This is a genomic window from Streptomyces sp. NPDC008079, from assembly GCF_042957385.1.
Lineage (GTDB): Bacteria > Actinomycetota > Actinomycetes > Streptomycetales > Streptomycetaceae > Actinacidiphila.
Genome location: NZ_JBIBIC010000001.1, coordinates 786995 through 802391, shown reverse-complemented (window position 1 = coordinate 802391; position 15397 = coordinate 786995). Strand labels below are relative to the sequence as shown.

Below are 15397 nucleotides of genomic sequence, written 5' to 3'. Positions count from 1 at the left end.
CGAGCGTACGTGGCCGCCCGCCGAAACCCCGGCCCCGCGCCCGCGCCGACCTGCCGCCCGTACGCCCCCGGGACCGGTCCGGCCCCGCCCCGCCCGTGCCACCCTGGCCCGGCGGGCAAGCGGCGACGAAACCCCTACGCCTGCGCCGGCGCCGGCATCTCCCCCACCGTCCGCGCGGTGTCGATGACCGAGAAGTTCGCGCCCTGCGGATCGGTGACGGCGGCGAACCGGCCGTAGGGGCTGTCCATCGGGCCGAAGCGGAGGGTGGCGCCGAGGTCGACGGCCTTCTGTACGGCGGCGTCGCAGTCGCCGACCGCGAAGTAGACGTTCACGTACGCCGGTACCTCCGGCGGGAATTCGTCACCCATGGTCATGCGGCCGAGCACCGGATTCGGGCTGCCGCCGACCTTGAAGACCTTGAAGTCCACCCCGGCGTCGGTCATTTGCTGCGCGGAGTATGTGAACGCCTTCGTCAGGAAGGCGTCCGTGACGTCGGGCTCGCGCGTGAAGAACTCGGCCCAGCAGAAGGCGCCCGGCTCGCCCACCTTCGCGAAGCCCTTGTGCTGATCCGGCTGCCAGAGCCCGAAGGCCGCGCCGGTCGGCTCCTTGGCCAGCGCCATCGTGCCGAGCCGGCCCACCTGCATGGGCTCCATGAGCAGTTCGCCGCCCGCCGCCTTCACCTTCTCCGCGGTCGCCGCCGCGTCCGGGGTGGCGAAGTACAGGTTCCAGGCCGACTTCCCCTCTTCTCCCGGCATCGGCGGGACCACGCCCGCGACGGCCTCCCCGTCCGAGAACGCCTGCGCGTAATCGCCGAATTCGCTCGCGCTCTCCCCGAACGTCCAGCCCAGCACGTCGGCGTAGAAACGCTTGGCCCCTTCCAGGTCCACGAACATGGCGTCCACCCAGCACGGTGCGCCTTCCGGGAAATCAGTCATGACCCGCGACTCCGTCCCAACGAATGTGACGTACGTCACTTACGTACGTCTCCACGCTAGTCAGTCCTCGCGCTCCCCGCACGGCGAGGGAACGGTGACGGGCGACGGAGAGCGGAAACGTACGAAGTGGCCATGGTCACCACCGATCCGGGAATGCGCGCCCGGCGGCCGGAGGCTGAGGGAGTACGGAGGCCGCACCTCCCGTGAGACCCCTTCGGACAAGGAAGTTGACCCCATGTACAAGAAGATCCTCGCCGCTGTCGACGGTTCGGCCCACGGCAGTGCCGTCCTCGACGCGGTGTCGGCGCTCGCCAAGCTGACCGGCGGGACGGTGCAGGTCATCCACATCCGGCCGTCGCAGGTGATCTCCGGGGGGATCACCAGCACAGTGGTGCCGGTGGAGGAGAGCGCCGAGAGCCGCAAGGTCGTGGACGACGCGCTCGCGCGGCTGCGCGCGGACGGCATCACCGCCGACGGCGAGGTGGACGAGGGCCTGACCGAGGACCTGGCCGCGATACTCGTCGAGCGCGCCGAAGCCCTCGGCAGCGACCTCATCGCCGTCGGCCCCGGCCACTACAGCGGCATCTCCGCGCTTCTGCACCCGAGCGTCAGCCGCGCCGTCGCGAAGTCGTCTCCCGTGTCGGTCCTGCTGGTCCACAGCGAGGCCGGGGCCACCGCCTGACCTGCCCCTTCCCCTTTCCGGATCGCCCCACTGCCCGCCACCCCCGGTTCCGCACCCGGCCGGGGACGGCGGGCAGCGTCGTACCGGGAGCCTTACGCGGAGCCGCGCCCGAAGCCGTACGCGGACGGGGGCGGCGCCACCGAGGACAAGTGGCACCACCGGAGGTCAAGCGGCAGCACCGGAGGACAGGCGGCGCCACCGGAGGACAACAAGCGGCGGCACCGGAAGACAAGCGACGACACCGGCAGAAACGGTCAAGCGGGGCAATTCACCGACCGCCGGACACGGAGAGTACGGCCGCGTAACCTGACCGTCAGCCGGGCGCCTGGACTCTGGTGCCCTCTCCGTACATCGCATTCGGCGGTGTACGGAGAGAGGAGCAGTGCAGTGGCGCGTCACCGCAGGCCGAAGAGGCTGCGGACTACCGATCGATTACGCATGGGCTGGTGGCTCGTCCAGATTGCCGTCTGGATCCATCAGCACGTCAACGACCGGTAATCCGGCTGGGCGGGGGCCGTCTTCGTGGGATGCGGCGGCGGCCTCCGCGTACTCATCTCATGATGTGCCGCCCCGGCCCCGCGGGCCGCGAGTCGCACGACTTTGGCATATGCCAATCCACGCGTCGAGCGTTCCTTCGCGTGCGCGCCCCGGCCTCATCCGGCCACGGCGTGCGCGCCCCGGCCTCATCCGGCCACGGCGTGCGCCCCCCGGCCTCATTCGGCCGCGCCTTCAGGAGCGGCGGTACGGACCGCGCCCGCGTGGCGCTTGCGCTCCAGGACGACGAGCGGGCAGTTCAGCGCATCGGCGATCTTGATGAGATTGGCGGGGGTGGCGCTGCGCCAGCCCGACTCGATCTCACCCATGAGCTGCTCCGAAATGCCGACCTGGTCGGCGAGCGCCCGCTTGGTCAGCCCGGACTTCTCCCGCGCCCAGGTGACGGCCTCGGGCTCCTGATGGAGCCTGCTCGGCCGGGTGCGGTGCGACATGGGCAAAAACTAGCGCGTAGTAGCGCGTAGCACAAGTATTTATCGGGAACTACGCACACCTGCGCACGTTGCCGCCGCGCATATGCGCAGGCCAGACCGGCCGATACCCGCCCCTCTTCGCCGTATCACTGGACGCATAATGCGTAGTTGTGCGAAGCTCGCCGCATGACTGAGCGCCCGGACGCGCCGCCCGAGGGGGAGCTGATCAAGGTCGCGCTCGCGGCGTCCGGCCTTTCCCAGCGGGAGGCCTCGCGGCGAGCCGGCATGAGCGACACGCGGTGGCGGCAGATCGTCAGCGGTTACCAGTCGGTCGACGGGACACCGGTCCCCGTCCGCGGCCGTGACGAGACGCTGGCCCGGATGGCGCATGTCGTCGGCGTACGCCCGGAGCAGTTCGAGGACGTCGGCCGCCCCGACGCCGCCGAGGAGCTGCGCGACCTCACGGCCCGCAAGCGCGACATCGACGCCGCCTCGGCCATCCCCTCCGGCGCGTACGACCGCCTGGAGGAGCGCTGGCACCTGGTGGAAGCCGTGCTCCGCACCGCGCGCGAGGGACTGAGCCCGTCCGAGGACAGCAGCCTCGTCGGCCGGGTGCACGGGCTGCTGGCGCAGGACCCGGACGGTTTCACGCCCAAGGCCCCTGGCTAGCAGCCGACTTCACCCGTCGGCGCTCAGGCCGCGCCGGAGGACGGCGCGCTCGCCCGTACCAACTCCCGTGCCAGAGCGACGCTTTCCGCGAGCGTGTCGAGCGGCAGCGGCTGGGTGGCGAGCGCGCCCTCGTGCAGCAGGAGGAGCCGGGTGGCCAGGGCGGCGGGGGACGCGCAGGCCGCCGCGGTGGCGAGGCACTCGAAGAGCCCGAGCAGCCAGAGCTTCTGGTCCGCGGCGACGCGGTGCGCGGGGTGCGCGGGGTCGGGGAGTTCGGCCAGGGCGTTGATGAACGCGCATCCGCGGGTGTTGGTCGCGCTCCAGGTCCGCAGCGCCTCGAAGGGCGCGGTGACGGCCTCGACGGGGTCGCCGCAGGCGTCGACGGCGGCGCGGACGAGGGCCCGCCAGCGCCGGTCGCGCTCGCCGAGGTAGACCGCCACGAGCCGGTCCTTCGAGCCGAACTGGTTGTACAGCGTCCGCTTGGTCACGCCCGAGTGCTCGGCGATCAGGTCCACGCCCACCGCCGTGATCCCGCGCCCGTAGAACAGCTCCTCGGCAGCCGCCGCGATACGGCGGCCCGCGGCGGTCATGGGCCGTACGTCGCCCGCTTCCGTCTCCTGGAGCTCCGGCATCGGGCCCCCCTTCACTGATCGGTGTACCGTGGGTTGATGTTCACAGATCAGTGTACTCAGGAGGACGGTGGAGCGATGAGCGTGCCCGGGACCATGCGTGCGGTACGGATCGCCGGTCACGGCGGGCCGGAGGTGCTGGAGGCGGTGGAGGTGGCCGTGCCCGCCCCGGGGGCGGGCGAGGTGCTGGTCGAGGTCGCCGCCGTCGCGCTCAACAACACCGACCTGTGGACCCGCGAGGGCGCGTACGGGAGCCCGCAGGACGCGACGGCGCTGTCGGGCTGGCGCGGGCCGATCGACTTTCCGCGGATCCAGGGGGCCGACGTGGCCGGGCGGGTCGTGGCGGTCGGGCCACGGGAGGACGTCTCCGCCGACGGGGGCGCTGGCTTCGAAGGGGGCACTGGCCTCGACGGGAGCGCTGTGCTTGACCGGGATACGGCGCGGGCGGTCGCCGGGGATACGGCCCGGGCGGTCGCCGGGAAGGCCGTCGAGGCGGCGGCCCGGGGCGCGGCCGCGGAGCCGAACCCGTACGCGGGCCTCCTCGGCCGCCGCGTCGTCATCGACCCGGCCGTCTACGACTCCGACCGCCAGGACGCGAATCCCATCGGCCTCATGGGCAGCGAACGCGACGGCGGCTACGCCGAATACGTGACCGCGCCGGTCGGCCGCGTGCACGACATGACCGAATCCCCGCTCACGGACGACCAGTTGGCGTCGCTGCCGACCGCGTACGGCACGGCGCTCGGCATGATCGAGCGCGGCGGGCTGCGGGACGGCGAAACCGCCCTGGTCTCCGGCGCGTCCGGCGGCGTCGGCCTCGCCCTGACCCAACTCGCCCGCGCGCGCGGCGCGAAGGTGCTCGCCGTCAGCAGCGGTTCCAAGGCCGACGCGGTCCGCGCGGCGGGCGCGCACGTCGTCATCGACCGCGCGCGGGACGTCGCCGGGCAGATCCGCGCCGCCGCCCCGGACGGCATCGACATCGGACTCGACGTCGTCGCAGGGGAGTTGGTGAGCGCGTGCCTGCCGCTGCTGCGCGAGGGCGGCCGGTGGGTGGTCGCGGGGGCGCTCGGCGGTTACGGCGTCACCTTGGACGTACGCCGTCTGTATCTGCACAACGCGCGGGTGATCGGCTCCTCGATGCACACGCCCGCGCACTTCGGGCTCCTCATGGACCTGGCGCGCGAGGGCGCTGTCCGGCCGGTCGTCGCGGCGACGTTCCCGCTCGTGCGGGCCGCGCGGGCGCAGGAGGAGCTGGCCCGCAGGGGGCACGTGGGGAAGATCGTGCTGCACCCGTAGGCCCGCCCGCGGCGCCGGGCGGCGGCCTCCCCCGCACGCGCGCCCCGCCGTGGTGGAATTGGGTGCGTTCAAGCGAGGCGGGCGCGCGGGCACGCGGACGGAGCCGGGATGGGAAGAGTCGTGGGGCGGCGGGCAGTGCTGGGGAGCGGGGATGTGCGGCGCGTGGCGCTCGGGCTGCCCGGGACCGTCGAGAAGGAGTTGTGGGGACATCCCACGTTCCATGTCGGCCGCCGGATGTATGTGACGGTGCCCGACGACGGGACGTCGTTCGCGGTGCGCTGTCCGCGGCACGAGCGCGCGGAGCTGATCGCCTCGGAGCCGGAGAAGTTCTGGGTGCCCGCGCACGAGGCCCACTCGTCGTGGGTACGGGCGCGGCTGGCGGCGCTCGAGGACGAGGGCGAGCTGTACGACATCCTGCTCGACTCGTGGCAGCAGGCGGCGCCGCAAGAGCTGGTCGAGACGTTCCCGGCGAACGGCCGCCGCCCCGAACGGAATTGATTCACCCGGCGGCCGGGGGCTGCCCATCAATCCGCGCTGCCGTGGAATCAATCTCACGGGCGTCGCATACGGGGTCCGCGGGAATCGTCGCGGAAGGGCAGCACCGCCGATGGACGAAGCACGTCCGTACGCATGGGAGTTGGGGCAGGTCTGGCTGACGGTGGTGCGCCCGCCGGGACCGCTGACCGTACGGCCGGGGCCGGGGCGGGGATCGGGGCCGGGGCTTGGGCTTGGGCAGGGGCCTGGACGTGGACCGGGGCCTGGGCATGGGCCTGGGCATGGGCCGGGGGTCGACCACTGGCGGCTGGCGCTGGTGTCGGAGGGGCCGCTGACGCTGCGCCGGGCGGACGGGGTGGACCGGGGGGACCTGAGCGCTGCCGGGAACGGTGCCGCGAACGTCGGCCGGACCGGTGGCGGAGACCTCGGCGGGGACGCGGAGCGCGACCGGGCCGGTACGCGGCTGGAGGCCGGCGAGCTGGGGCTGTGGGAGCCCTCACGGCCGTTGCTCGTCAGGGCGGTTGAGTCCGCCGCGCCGCGAGGGCGGGCGATCGTGCTGCACCTGCCGCGCGAGGCGGTGCCGGTGCCCGCCAGGTCGCTGAGGCACCTGGTCGCGCGCCCGCTCTCCTCCGACACCGGACCCGCCGCGCTGCTGGCGCACTACGTCGAAGGGCTCGCCGACCAGGCGGCCGGTTCGGTGCTCGCCCCGCAAGGCGCGCGCCTCGGCTCGGCGGCGCTGAGCCTGGCCACGGCCTTCCTGGCCCAGCTCGCGGAACCCGCGCCCGTACCCGCGTCCCGCACCCTCGAACTCCGTTGCGCCATAGGCGAGTACATTGACCGCCACCTCGCCGCGCCCTGGCTGTCGCCCGCCGCCATCGCCTCCGCGCACCACATCTCGGTGCGCTACCTGCACCACCTCTTCCGCCAGGACGGCGGCCGTACCGTCGGCGGACACGTCCGCGCCGAACGGCTCGACCGCTGCCGGGCCGATCTGGCCGACCCTCGGATGGCGCACCGCAGCGTCAGCCGGATCTGCGCGCGGTGGGGCTTCCCGGACGCGGCGGTCTTCGGCCGTGCCTTCAAGAAGGAGTATGGCGTCGCGCCCGGCGCCTACCGCAGGCGGCTGTTGAGCGCGTGAGCGTCCACACCGCCCCCGCACACGCCCGCCGAGCGGGCGACCGTACGCCCGAACTCCCCGCCCCACACGACCGGTCGGCCGAGGCGCGACCCCTGCCCCCATCGCGGCTCACTGCGGTCGTCCTCCCCGATCGTCGTCGCCACTGACGAACCGCACCGCGCGCCGCGCTCTCGGCCCACCGGCCCCGGGCACCCTCCCCCGTGCGCCGGGCCACCGAGTCTGCCGGGGGCCGAGCCGCCCGTCATCGGCCCTGTGCGCAAGGGAGTTGACCGAGAGCGCAATGCCGGGCCCGCGCGGCGCGGGCCTCAGCGGGCGGTGGTGCGGCAGACCGGGCGGGCCTCAGCGGTCCGTGGTGGTGCCGCAGACCGGGCGGGCCGGTTCGTCGGGGAGATACGTGCCGCGCTCCTGCCGGGTGAGGTCGCGGCCGACCGCGCGGCAGACGGCGGTGACGGCAGCCGCGGGGTCCGGCAGGTCAACGGCCCACAGTCGCACGGTCTGTTGCGGGTCGAGAACGAGGAGCGTGTGCGCGTCGGGGCCGAAGGCGAGGTCGGTTGCGGAGCGGGGCGCCGCCGTGAGGGTGGCCCGCACGTGTCCGGTGGCCACGTCCAGGAGGTGCACGGGCCCGTCCCAGTCGCCCGCCGCGACGGTCCGGCGGTCGGGGGTGAAGGCCACCGACGTCACGGGCGCGGTACGGCCGGTGGCCAGCGCGCGGGTGCGGCCGGTCGTCAGGTCGGCGAGCAGGACGTGGCCGTCCCAGGTGCCGACGGCGGCCGTGCGCCCGTCCGAGCTGAGCGCGACGCCCGAGTCCACCATGGGCATGCTGCCCGAACTGCCGTGCACAGGAGCGCCGTTGAGGATGGACCGGGTCTCCCCCGTGCCCAGGTCTACGAGCGCGACCGCGCCGTCCACGGTCTGCGCGGCCACGATCCGGCCGTCCGGGCCGAAGACGGGTCCCGTGCCGGGTGCGATCCACACCCGGAAGGTCGTACGGAAGCGGTGCGCGCGCACGTCCCACGGCCGCAACCGGCCGTCGTAGTCGGCGATGACGAGCGTACGGCCGTCGGGGCTGAACGCCAGGCCGCCCGCGTTCCCGGCCGCCGCAAGGGTGGCGGTGACCTGCCCCGACACGGTGTCCCACAGCCGCACCGAGCCGTCGCCGTCCCAACTGGCCACCACGCGACCGTCCTTGGTGACGGCGACCGCGACCGGCGGCGGTCCCGAGGACGGACCGGCCAGGACGCGCACATGTCCGGTGGCCGTGTCGCGCAGCCGGAGTCCGCCGTCCGTTCCGGCCAGTACGACGCCACCGCCGCCGAAGGCCGCCGCCGCGACGCCGGGCAGGACGGCGGGGCCGTTCGTCACGTCCCACAGCCGTACGGTGCGGTCCGCGCCCGCCGTCGCGAGGGTGCGGCCGTCGGGGCTGAAGGCGAGCGCGCGGACGGTGCCCGTGTGACCGGACAGCACCGCACGGGCCCTGCCCGTGGCCACGTCCCAGATCCGTACCGTCCGGTCGTCGCCGCCGGTCGCGAGGGTGCGGCCGTCCGGGCTGAACGCCAGCGCGCCGACCTGGCCCGCGTGCCCGGACAGCACCGCGCGTACGCGGCCGGTCGCCGCGTCCCGGATCCGCACCTTGCCGTCGGCGAAGTCCCCCGTGGCCACGCTGCGGCCGTCCGGGCCGCACGCGAGGTCGAGGAAGTCCCCTCCGTCGTCCGGGACTTCGTGAGCCTGCGACCTGGCAGCGAAGTCGGCCAGCGGGCGGCCGGTCCGGGTGTCCCACTCGCGGATCCGCCCGGCGTCGGACATCGCCACGACGCGCCCGCCCGCGCAGAACGCCATCGGTCCCGGGATCTTCTCGCGGCTGGTGACGATCCGCCGGTCGCGGCCGGTCGCCACGTCCCACAGCCTGATCGCGCCGCCGCGGTCCGCGGTGACGGCGGTGCGGGCGTCGGGGCCGAGTTCCCAGTCCAGCGGCGGCTCAGGGCCGAGGGCCACGGTCCTGGCCGCCCGACCGCCCTCGGCGGACACCGGGCGCAGGTCCAACTCCCCCTTCCAGCCGGTGATCGCGAGGGTGCGGCCGTCCGCGCCGTACGCCAGCGCGGTCGCGCCCGCGCTCGGGTGGCCGACCGTCGAGCGGACCCGGCCGCCCGCCGCGTCCCACTGGATCACCGTGCCCGCGCTGTCGCCGGTCGCGAGGGTGCGGCCGTCCGGACTGAACGCCAGGGATTCCACGTCGTGTTCGCGGTCCGGCGGACGCAGGACGGCTTTGAGGGGCAGCGCGGCGGCGGCTTCGAGGCTGACCACCGCCTCGGTGGTGGGGCTCTCGCGGTACGCCTGGACGGCCAGCAGCGAGGCGAGTTCGGGGTCGGAGCCGACGAGCGCGTCCGAGGTGGTGGCGAGCTGCCGCGACAGCGCGACCTGCCGGGCGGCGTCGGCGGCCCTGCGCTGCCGCTCGTTGCTGCGGCTCTGCGTCCACGCCGTCGCCCCGGCCGCCACGGCCAGGACGAGGAGTACGGACAGGGTCGCCGTCAACGCCCGCAGTCTGCGGGTGGTTCGGGCGGCGGCCTGCTCCTCGCGGCGGCGGGCGGCGGTGCTCGCGTCGAGGAACGCCCTTTCGGTGGGCGTCAGTTCGTCGGGTCCGCCGTCCGCCGCCGCCGGGAACGCCTCCTCGGCCGGGAACGCCTCCTCGGCCGCCGCGAGCCGCGAGCCCCGGTACAACGCGCCCGGCTCGCGGTCGAGTTCGTGCCACATCACCGCCGCGTCGGTGAGCCGACGGTGCACGCGCAGCCGGGTCCGCTCGGCGTCGATCCAGGACCGCAGGCGTGGCCACGCCTGGATGAGGGCTTCATGGGCGAGGTCGACGGTCCCGTCGTCCACGGTGATCAGCCGGGCCCCGGCCAGCTCGTCCAGGACGACGGCGGTGTCGTCCGCGCCCAGGGCGAGTTCGGCGCGGGCCACCGGTCTGCGGGTGTCGGGGGTGCCGTCGCCCGGCATGACCAGGCGGAGCAGCACGCGGCGCGCGAGGGCCGCCTGCTCGGCGGTGAGCCGGTGGTAAAGGTCCTCCGCCGTACGGGAGATGGCGCCGTGCAGACCACCGGCCTCGTCGTACGCCCGCTCGGTCAGCGCCCGGCCGGAACGCCGCCGCCACGTCTCCAGCAGCGCGTGCGACATCAACGGCAGCCCGCCCGGCTCCCCCACGACCTCCGCGACCACCCGGGCGGACAGCGCCCGCTCCACGATCAGCCCCGCGGCCTGCGCCGGCCGCACCACCGCCTCCCGCAACTCGTCCCGGTCCATCGGCCCCGCCAGCAGCGTCGCGTCCTGCAACGCCCCGATCAGCCGCGGATGCTCCGCACACCGCCCCAGAAAGTCCGCCCGCACCGCGATCACCACCCGCGTCCGCCCCGCCGGATGCGCCGCGGCCAACAGCCGCTCGATGAACCCCTCCCGCTCCGCCGCGTCGGCACACAGCGTGAACAGCTCCTCGAACTGATCCACAATCAGCCACGTATCCCCCCCGCCACCCTCCGCACCGGACCCCGCACCAACCCCCCGACCACCCACCGGCCCGAGTCCCGGACCAGCCCCCCGACCGCCGGTCGCGCCGATCGCCGTACCAGCCGTGAAGCCAGCCGCGCCAGCGCCCTCCGGGCCGGACTCGGAGCCGGACTCGGAGCCGGTCACGTGCCCAGCCGCCGGACCGCCGGTCGAGCCGGACTCCGCGTCAGCCGCGTACCCAGCCGCCGGACCAGCGGTGCCCGTCGCACGACCGCCCGCCACGCCAGGCTCCGGGCCGGACGCGTGCCCAGCCGCCCAACCGTCGGTCGAATCCGTCGCCGCACTCGCGGCCGAGGCCGTCGCGGGACCACCCTCCGGCTCGGCCGTCATACCCGTCGCACGACCGCCCTCCAAGCCGGACGCCGGACCGGCCGCGTGCCCGGCAGGGCGATCGCCCTCCGGGCTGGGCTCGGAGCCGATCACGTGCCCAGTCGCCGGACCACCCGCCACGCCAGGCTCCGGGCCGGACGCGTGCCCAGCCGCCCGACCGTCGGTCGAATCCGTCGCCGCACTCGCGGCCGAGGCCGTCGCGGGACCACCCTCCGGGCCTCGCTCCGGACCGGCAGACGTGCCCGTCGCACGACCGCCCGCCGGGCCGCGATCCGAACCGCTCACGGACTCAGCCGCCCGACCGCCCTTCGAATCCGTCACACCCCTGGGAGCCGGGCCGGGTCCCAGGGCAGCCGCCCGACCGTCGGTCGAATCCGTCGCCGCACTCGCGGCCGAGGCCGTCGCGGGACCACCCTCCGGATCGGCCGTCGTACCCGTCGCACGACCGCCCGCCGGGCCGGGGGCCGGACCGCCCGCGGTGCTGGCCGCAGGGTCGTACGTGGAGCTCGCCGCAGGCGTCAGGTGGGGGGCGTGGTCGCGGAGCGGATGGGCGCCGGGGGTGAGGATGCGGAGGGCGGCGGGGCGGGTGGCGGGGTCGGCGACTTGCTGGAGGCGGGGGATGAGGCCGGCGCGCAGGAGGGAGGACTTGCCGCTGCCGGAGGGGCCGAAGACGGCGGTGAAGCGGCGGCGGGCGGTGAGTTCCAGCAGGCGGTCGGTGAGGCGGTCGCGGCCGAAGAAGATGTCGGCGTCGCCCGCTTCGAACCGGGCCAGACCTCGGTAGGGCGCCGGATCGTCGCCGTCCTCGGCGTCCCGCGGCCCCGCGGCCCGCGTGGCCGCCGCCCGCCAGCGCCGCTCCCAGTCGGCCGGATCGCCGCCGCACGCGCGGACGTACGCCAGGACCACCGGCAGCGTCGCCAGCGTCTCGCCGGAGGCGGCCCGCGACAGCGTGCTCGCGCCGAAACCCGCGCCCCTGGCCATCGTCCGGTACGTCGGCTTGCCCGCCGCCTCCCGCAAGTCGCGCAGTTCGCGCGCCAGTTGGCGTACCGGGTCGTCGCCCGGCGCCATCTCCTTCTCCGGACGTCCCGACACCGCGCACTCCCCTCGACGGACAGAGCTGCCACGCTACGCAGACCCGCGCCCCACGGGGACGGCCACGGCCCGGAATTGCACTGGGTGCACACCGCTGCCGCATACCTCCCTGGCGGGGCACCGTCCTCTTCCCGTACGGCGCGCGGACGGCTCCGTAAACGTTGCCGGAAGCCTTGACAGGGGCTGGGGCAAGGCCGACTCTCGCGTGGAGAGAGCGCTCTCACGCAACCCCCCACACAAGGAGCAGGCATGTCGATGAGAGACAAGCGCTTGCGGAAACGGCTGGGCGTCGGATTAGTCGCCGTCAGCGCGATGGCCGCGGTGGCGCTGGCCGGTTCGCCGCAGGCGTCGGCGTCCGCGTCGGCGTCGGCCGCGGGAAAGGGCACCGTCTCCCCACAGACGGCGACCCGGACCGCGGCGGCACAAACGGCCGCACAACCGGCGGCGCAACAGGCCGCACAACCGGCCGCCGTACAGCCGAACGCCGTCCCCGCCGCCCCGAGCGGCTTCACCACCACCTGGAGCGACGACTTCAACGGCGCCGCCAACACCGGCTTGGACACCGGGACATGGCGCTACGACGCCGGTGAGGGCTGGACCTTCGGGACCGGCGAGATCGAGACGATGACGAACAGCACGGCCAACGTCTACCAGGACGGCAACGGCCATCTGGTGCTCAAGGCACTGCACTCGGGCACGGACCCGAACACCGGCTGGACGTCGGGACGGGTCGAGACCCAGGCGGACGGCTTCGGCGCGCAGCCGGGCGGCGTGGTCCGGATGCAGGCGTCGATCCAGCAGCCGAACGTGACCACGGCCAACGGCGCGGGCTACTGGCCCGCGTTCTGGATGCTGGGGTCGCCGCTGCGCGTGGGCGTGCCGTGGCCGGGTTCCGGCGAGGTCGACATCCTGGAGGACATCAACGGCCGCAGCTCGGTGTTCGGCACCCTGCACTGCGGGACGAATCCGGGCGGCGCGTGCAACGAGTCCAGCGGCGTCGGCAGCGGTGAACGGGCCTGCTCCGGCTGCCAGACGGGCTATCACACGTACGCGGTGGAGATCGACCGCTCGACGTCACCCGAGCAGATCCGCTGGTACCTGGACGGCGCGAACTACTTCACGCTCAGCTCCAACCAGGTGGACGCCACGGCGTGGGCCAACGCCGTCGACCACAGCTTCTACATCATCTTCGACCTGGCGATCGGCGGCGGCTTCCCCGCCGCCTTCGGTGGCGGCCCCAACGCGGCCACGGTCAGCGGCGGTTCGCTGAACGTCGACTACGTGGCGGTCTACAACAAGGCCGCGCCCGGCAGCACCGGCACCAACATCGCCAAGGGCAAGCCGACCACGGCCTCCTCGACCGAGAGCGCGCAGTTCCCCGCGTCGAACGCGACCGACGGCGATGTCACCACCCGCTGGTCGAGCGGCTTCAGCGACCCGCAGTGGGTCCAGGTCGACCTCGGCCAGTCCTACAACCTCACGCACGCGAGTCTGGTCTGGGAGGCGGCGGCCGCATCCGCCTACCAGCTACAGACGTCGGCCAACGGCACGACCTGGACGACGGTCTACTCCAACAACAACAGTCCGGCCGACATCCAGGACACCGCACTGTCGGCCACGGCCCGCTACGTGCGGGTCTACGCGACCGCCAGAACATCCCAATACGGCGATTCGCTGTACGAGTTGGCGCTGTACGGCACACCGACGTCCGGCGGCGGCGACCCCGGCGGACCCGGCACACCCACCCTGCTGTCGCAGGGGAAGACGGCCACGGCCTCGTCCAGTGAGAACGGCAGCTTCACGGCGGCGAGCGCGGTGGACGGCGACCCCGGCACCCGCTGGTCCAGCACCTTCAGCGACCCGCAGTGGCTCCAGGTCGACCTCGGCGCCAGCCACACCGTCAGCCAGGTCAAGCTCAACTGGGAGGCCGCGTACGCGACGGCGTACCGGATCCAGACCTCCGCGAACGGCACCACCTGGACGGACGTCTACTCCACGACCACCGGCACCGGCGGCAATCAGACGCTGAACGTCACCGGCACCGGACGGTACGTGCGGATGTACGGGACGGCGCGCGCCACGCAGTACGGCTACTCGCTCTGGGAGTTCCAGGTGCTCGGCACCTGACCCTCAGGACCTCAGGACCACGTGAGCACGTGAGCACGTGAGCACGTGAGCACGTAAGCACGTAAGCACGTAAGCACGTAAGCACGTAAGCATCAAAGGCCGCCCCCGGTGCACGCGCCGGGGGCGGCCCGCGTACCAACAGCCGTACCCGTTACGGCACTTGTGCCAGCCGCAACGTCCTCGCTCCCGCCTTGAAGGACTCCTGCGCCGCGGCGCTGGACATGAACGTCCAGTCGGAGCCGCCGCCTTCGGCGTGGGTGTACTGGAACCAGATGAAGCCGATGACGTCATGGCGGCTCGCCAGCCACGGGAAGAGGCTGGCGATCCAGGGGGCCTTGCGCCCGCCCGGCTGGGCGCCGGTCTCGGTGATGAGCAGCGGCTTCGCGGTGAACGCGCGCAGGGCGTTCACCGACGGGTTGAGGAGTTCGCCCGCCGTGCGCTCGGCGACCCCGTAGGCGTCCAGGCCGACCCAGTCGACGTAACCGTCTCCCGGATAAAGGGACTTCAGGCTGATGTCGTCCGCGCCGCGCAGCGTGTTCGGGGCCCAGACCCAGATCACATTGGTGGCACCGGCCTGCTGGAAGATGTCGTGGACGTGCTTCCACGCGGCGACGTACTCACCGGGTCTGTTGCCGCCGTTGGGCTCGGCCCACGGGTACCAGTGGCCGTTCATCTCGTGGGCGAAGCGCAGCGCGATCGGGAAGCGGTTGGCTTTGACGGCCTCGGCGAAGGACCTGATGTACGGGTCGTGCGCACCGTCGATGATGGTGCGCAGCGCGTACGAGGGCTGCTCGGTGCCCTTCGCGGAGCCCGCCCACGGTTCCCAGGAGACGACGGGCACGGCGTGCTGGGCGTAGGCGGCGCGGACCGGGCCCGGGTCGAAGCCGCGGGTCCAATTGACGTAGTACTCCACCATGTTGGGCGTGACGCCGCCCGCGTCGCGGCCGACTCCGGCCAGGACGGCCGAATTCCAGGGCGCGTCGGGCTTGGCGACGCCGAAGTACGTGGTCCCGGCGAGCGGTCGGCGGATGGCGTCCTTGCCGGGCACGGCGGTCCGCGGCGGTCCCGGCGCGATGGTCGACACCCCGTCGTCGTCGCCCACGCCGCTGTCGCCCGCGCCGCTGTCGGCCGCCCGGTCGGCTCCCGCGCTACGGTCGCCACCCCCGTCCCCGCCGTCACCCCAGGCGAGCGCGGCGACCCCGATCAGCAGCGCGAGGACCGCGGCGGGCACGACGTACTTCGCCCGGCTCCAGACCTGGCCGTAGAAGGGGCTGGACAGCCGCCCCGGCCAGTTGACGAGCGGACCTCCGCGCGTCCACCGGTCGCGTCTTCCCCCGAGCATGCTCCCCCGCCTCCGTCACCCGTTCCCCCGACGATTCCCTGAACGCCCCGCGCACCCTGCCCCCGCGCGCCCCGCCCCCTTCGGGCCCGGCCACGCCAGCGACCGGCCCCGCCCGCGACCGGCCCGGTCGGCGCGCCCAACGCGCCCG

At 73.8% G+C, this 15397-nt stretch carries 11 protein-coding genes; 6 read left to right on the top strand and 5 right to left on the bottom strand.

The features are described 5' to 3' along the window. Window positions 1–134: 134 nt before the first annotated feature. Window positions 135–935: a VOC family protein gene (locus ACFZAM_RS03505; protein ID WP_391042364.1), complete on the bottom strand. Its 801-nt coding sequence runs from the start codon at window positions 933–935 to the stop codon at window positions 135–137. 235 nt (window positions 936–1170) lie between these two features. On the opposite strand from ACFZAM_RS03505, the gene ACFZAM_RS03500 reads away from it, so the two are divergent. Next, on the top strand, window positions 1171–1617 hold the full coding sequence (locus ACFZAM_RS03500; RefSeq protein ID WP_355336477.1) for a universal stress protein: 447 nt from the start codon (window positions 1171–1173) through the stop codon (window positions 1615–1617). 713 nt (window positions 1618–2330) lie between these two features. On the opposite strand, the gene ACFZAM_RS03495 is transcribed toward ACFZAM_RS03500, so the two are convergent. Beyond that, entirely contained in the window at window positions 2331–2603 is a 273-nt protein-coding gene (locus ACFZAM_RS03495; RefSeq protein ID WP_355336478.1) for a helix-turn-helix transcriptional regulator, read from the bottom strand. 165 nt (window positions 2604–2768) lie between these two features. On the opposite strand from ACFZAM_RS03495, the gene ACFZAM_RS03490 reads away from it, so the two are divergent. Continuing rightward, window positions 2769–3251 carry a helix-turn-helix transcriptional regulator gene (locus ACFZAM_RS03490; protein WP_355336479.1) on the top strand — a complete coding sequence of 161 codons (483 nt, stop codon included), beginning with the start codon at window positions 2769–2771 and terminating at the stop codon, window positions 3249–3251. Between the two features lie 23 nt (window positions 3252–3274). On the opposite strand, the gene ACFZAM_RS03485 is transcribed toward ACFZAM_RS03490, so the two are convergent. Further along, window positions 3275–3838 (bottom strand): TetR family transcriptional regulator, encoded by a 564-nt coding sequence (locus ACFZAM_RS03485; RefSeq protein ID WP_391043520.1) that lies wholly within the window; start codon window positions 3836–3838, stop codon window positions 3275–3277. A gap of 117 nt (window positions 3839–3955) precedes the next feature. Between ACFZAM_RS03485 and ACFZAM_RS03480 the strand changes: the two genes are divergently transcribed. From ACFZAM_RS03480 to ACFZAM_RS03470, 3 genes are all read left to right on the top strand, one after another. Beyond that, window positions 3956–5173 carry a zinc-binding dehydrogenase gene (locus ACFZAM_RS03480; protein ID WP_391042362.1) on the top strand — a complete coding sequence of 406 codons (1218 nt, stop codon included), beginning with the start codon at window positions 3956–3958 and terminating at the stop codon, window positions 5171–5173. Window positions 5174–5281: 108 nt separating this feature from the next. Continuing rightward, entirely contained in the window at window positions 5282–5671 is a 390-nt protein-coding gene (locus tag ACFZAM_RS03475) for an MmcQ/YjbR family DNA-binding protein (protein WP_355336481.1), read from the top strand. Window positions 5672–5984: 313 nt separating this feature from the next. Beyond that, on the top strand, window positions 5985–6806 hold the full coding sequence (locus ACFZAM_RS03470; protein ID WP_391042360.1) for a helix-turn-helix domain-containing protein: 822 nt from the start codon (window positions 5985–5987) through the stop codon (window positions 6804–6806). Window positions 6807–7145: 339 nt separating this feature from the next. Here ACFZAM_RS03470 and ACFZAM_RS03465 read toward each other — a convergent pair whose 3' ends face one another. After that, entirely contained in the window at window positions 7146–11780 is a 4635-nt protein-coding gene (locus tag ACFZAM_RS03465) for a hypothetical protein (RefSeq protein ID WP_391042358.1), read from the bottom strand. A gap of 249 nt (window positions 11781–12029) precedes the next feature. Here ACFZAM_RS03465 and ACFZAM_RS03460 point away from each other — a divergent pair, with 249 nt between their 5' ends. Then, the gene (locus ACFZAM_RS03460; protein WP_391042357.1) at window positions 12030–13907 is read left to right on the top strand and encodes a discoidin domain-containing protein; all 1878 of its coding nucleotides are present in this window, start codon (window positions 12030–12032) and stop codon (window positions 13905–13907) included. 151 nt (window positions 13908–14058) lie between these two features. Here ACFZAM_RS03460 and ACFZAM_RS03455 read toward each other — a convergent pair whose 3' ends face one another. After that, on the bottom strand, window positions 14059–15249 hold the full coding sequence (locus ACFZAM_RS03455; RefSeq protein ID WP_391042355.1) for a glycosyl hydrolase: 1191 nt from the start codon (window positions 15247–15249) through the stop codon (window positions 14059–14061). Between the last annotated feature and the right edge of the window lie 148 nt (window positions 15250–15397).

Bases quoted from the DNA above. Each gene is read 5' to 3' on its own strand.
- ACFZAM_RS03505 (WP_391042364.1), bottom strand. From the start codon at position 935: ATGACTGATTTCCCGGAAGGCGCACCGTGCTGGGTGGACGCCATGTTC.
- ACFZAM_RS03500 (WP_355336477.1), top strand. From the start codon at position 1,171: ATGTACAAGAAGATCCTCGCCGCTGTCGACGGTTCGGCCCACGGCAGT.
- ACFZAM_RS03495 (WP_355336478.1), bottom strand. From the start codon at position 2,603: ATGTCGCACCGCACCCGGCCGAGCAGGCTCCATCAGGAGCCCGAGGCC.
- ACFZAM_RS03490 (WP_355336479.1), top strand. From the start codon at position 2,769: ATGACTGAGCGCCCGGACGCGCCGCCCGAGGGGGAGCTGATCAAGGTC.
- ACFZAM_RS03485 (WP_391043520.1), bottom strand. From the start codon at position 3,838: ATGACCGCCGCGGGCCGCCGTATCGCGGCGGCTGCCGAGGAGCTGTTC.
- ACFZAM_RS03480 (WP_391042362.1), top strand. From the start codon at position 3,956: ATGAGCGTGCCCGGGACCATGCGTGCGGTACGGATCGCCGGTCACGGC.
- ACFZAM_RS03475 (WP_355336481.1), top strand. From the start codon at position 5,282: ATGGGAAGAGTCGTGGGGCGGCGGGCAGTGCTGGGGAGCGGGGATGTG.
- ACFZAM_RS03460 (WP_391042357.1), top strand. From the start codon at position 12,030: ATGTCGATGAGAGACAAGCGCTTGCGGAAACGGCTGGGCGTCGGATTA.
- ACFZAM_RS03455 (WP_391042355.1), bottom strand. From the start codon at position 15,249: ATGCTCGGGGGAAGACGCGACCGGTGGACGCGCGGAGGTCCGCTCGTC.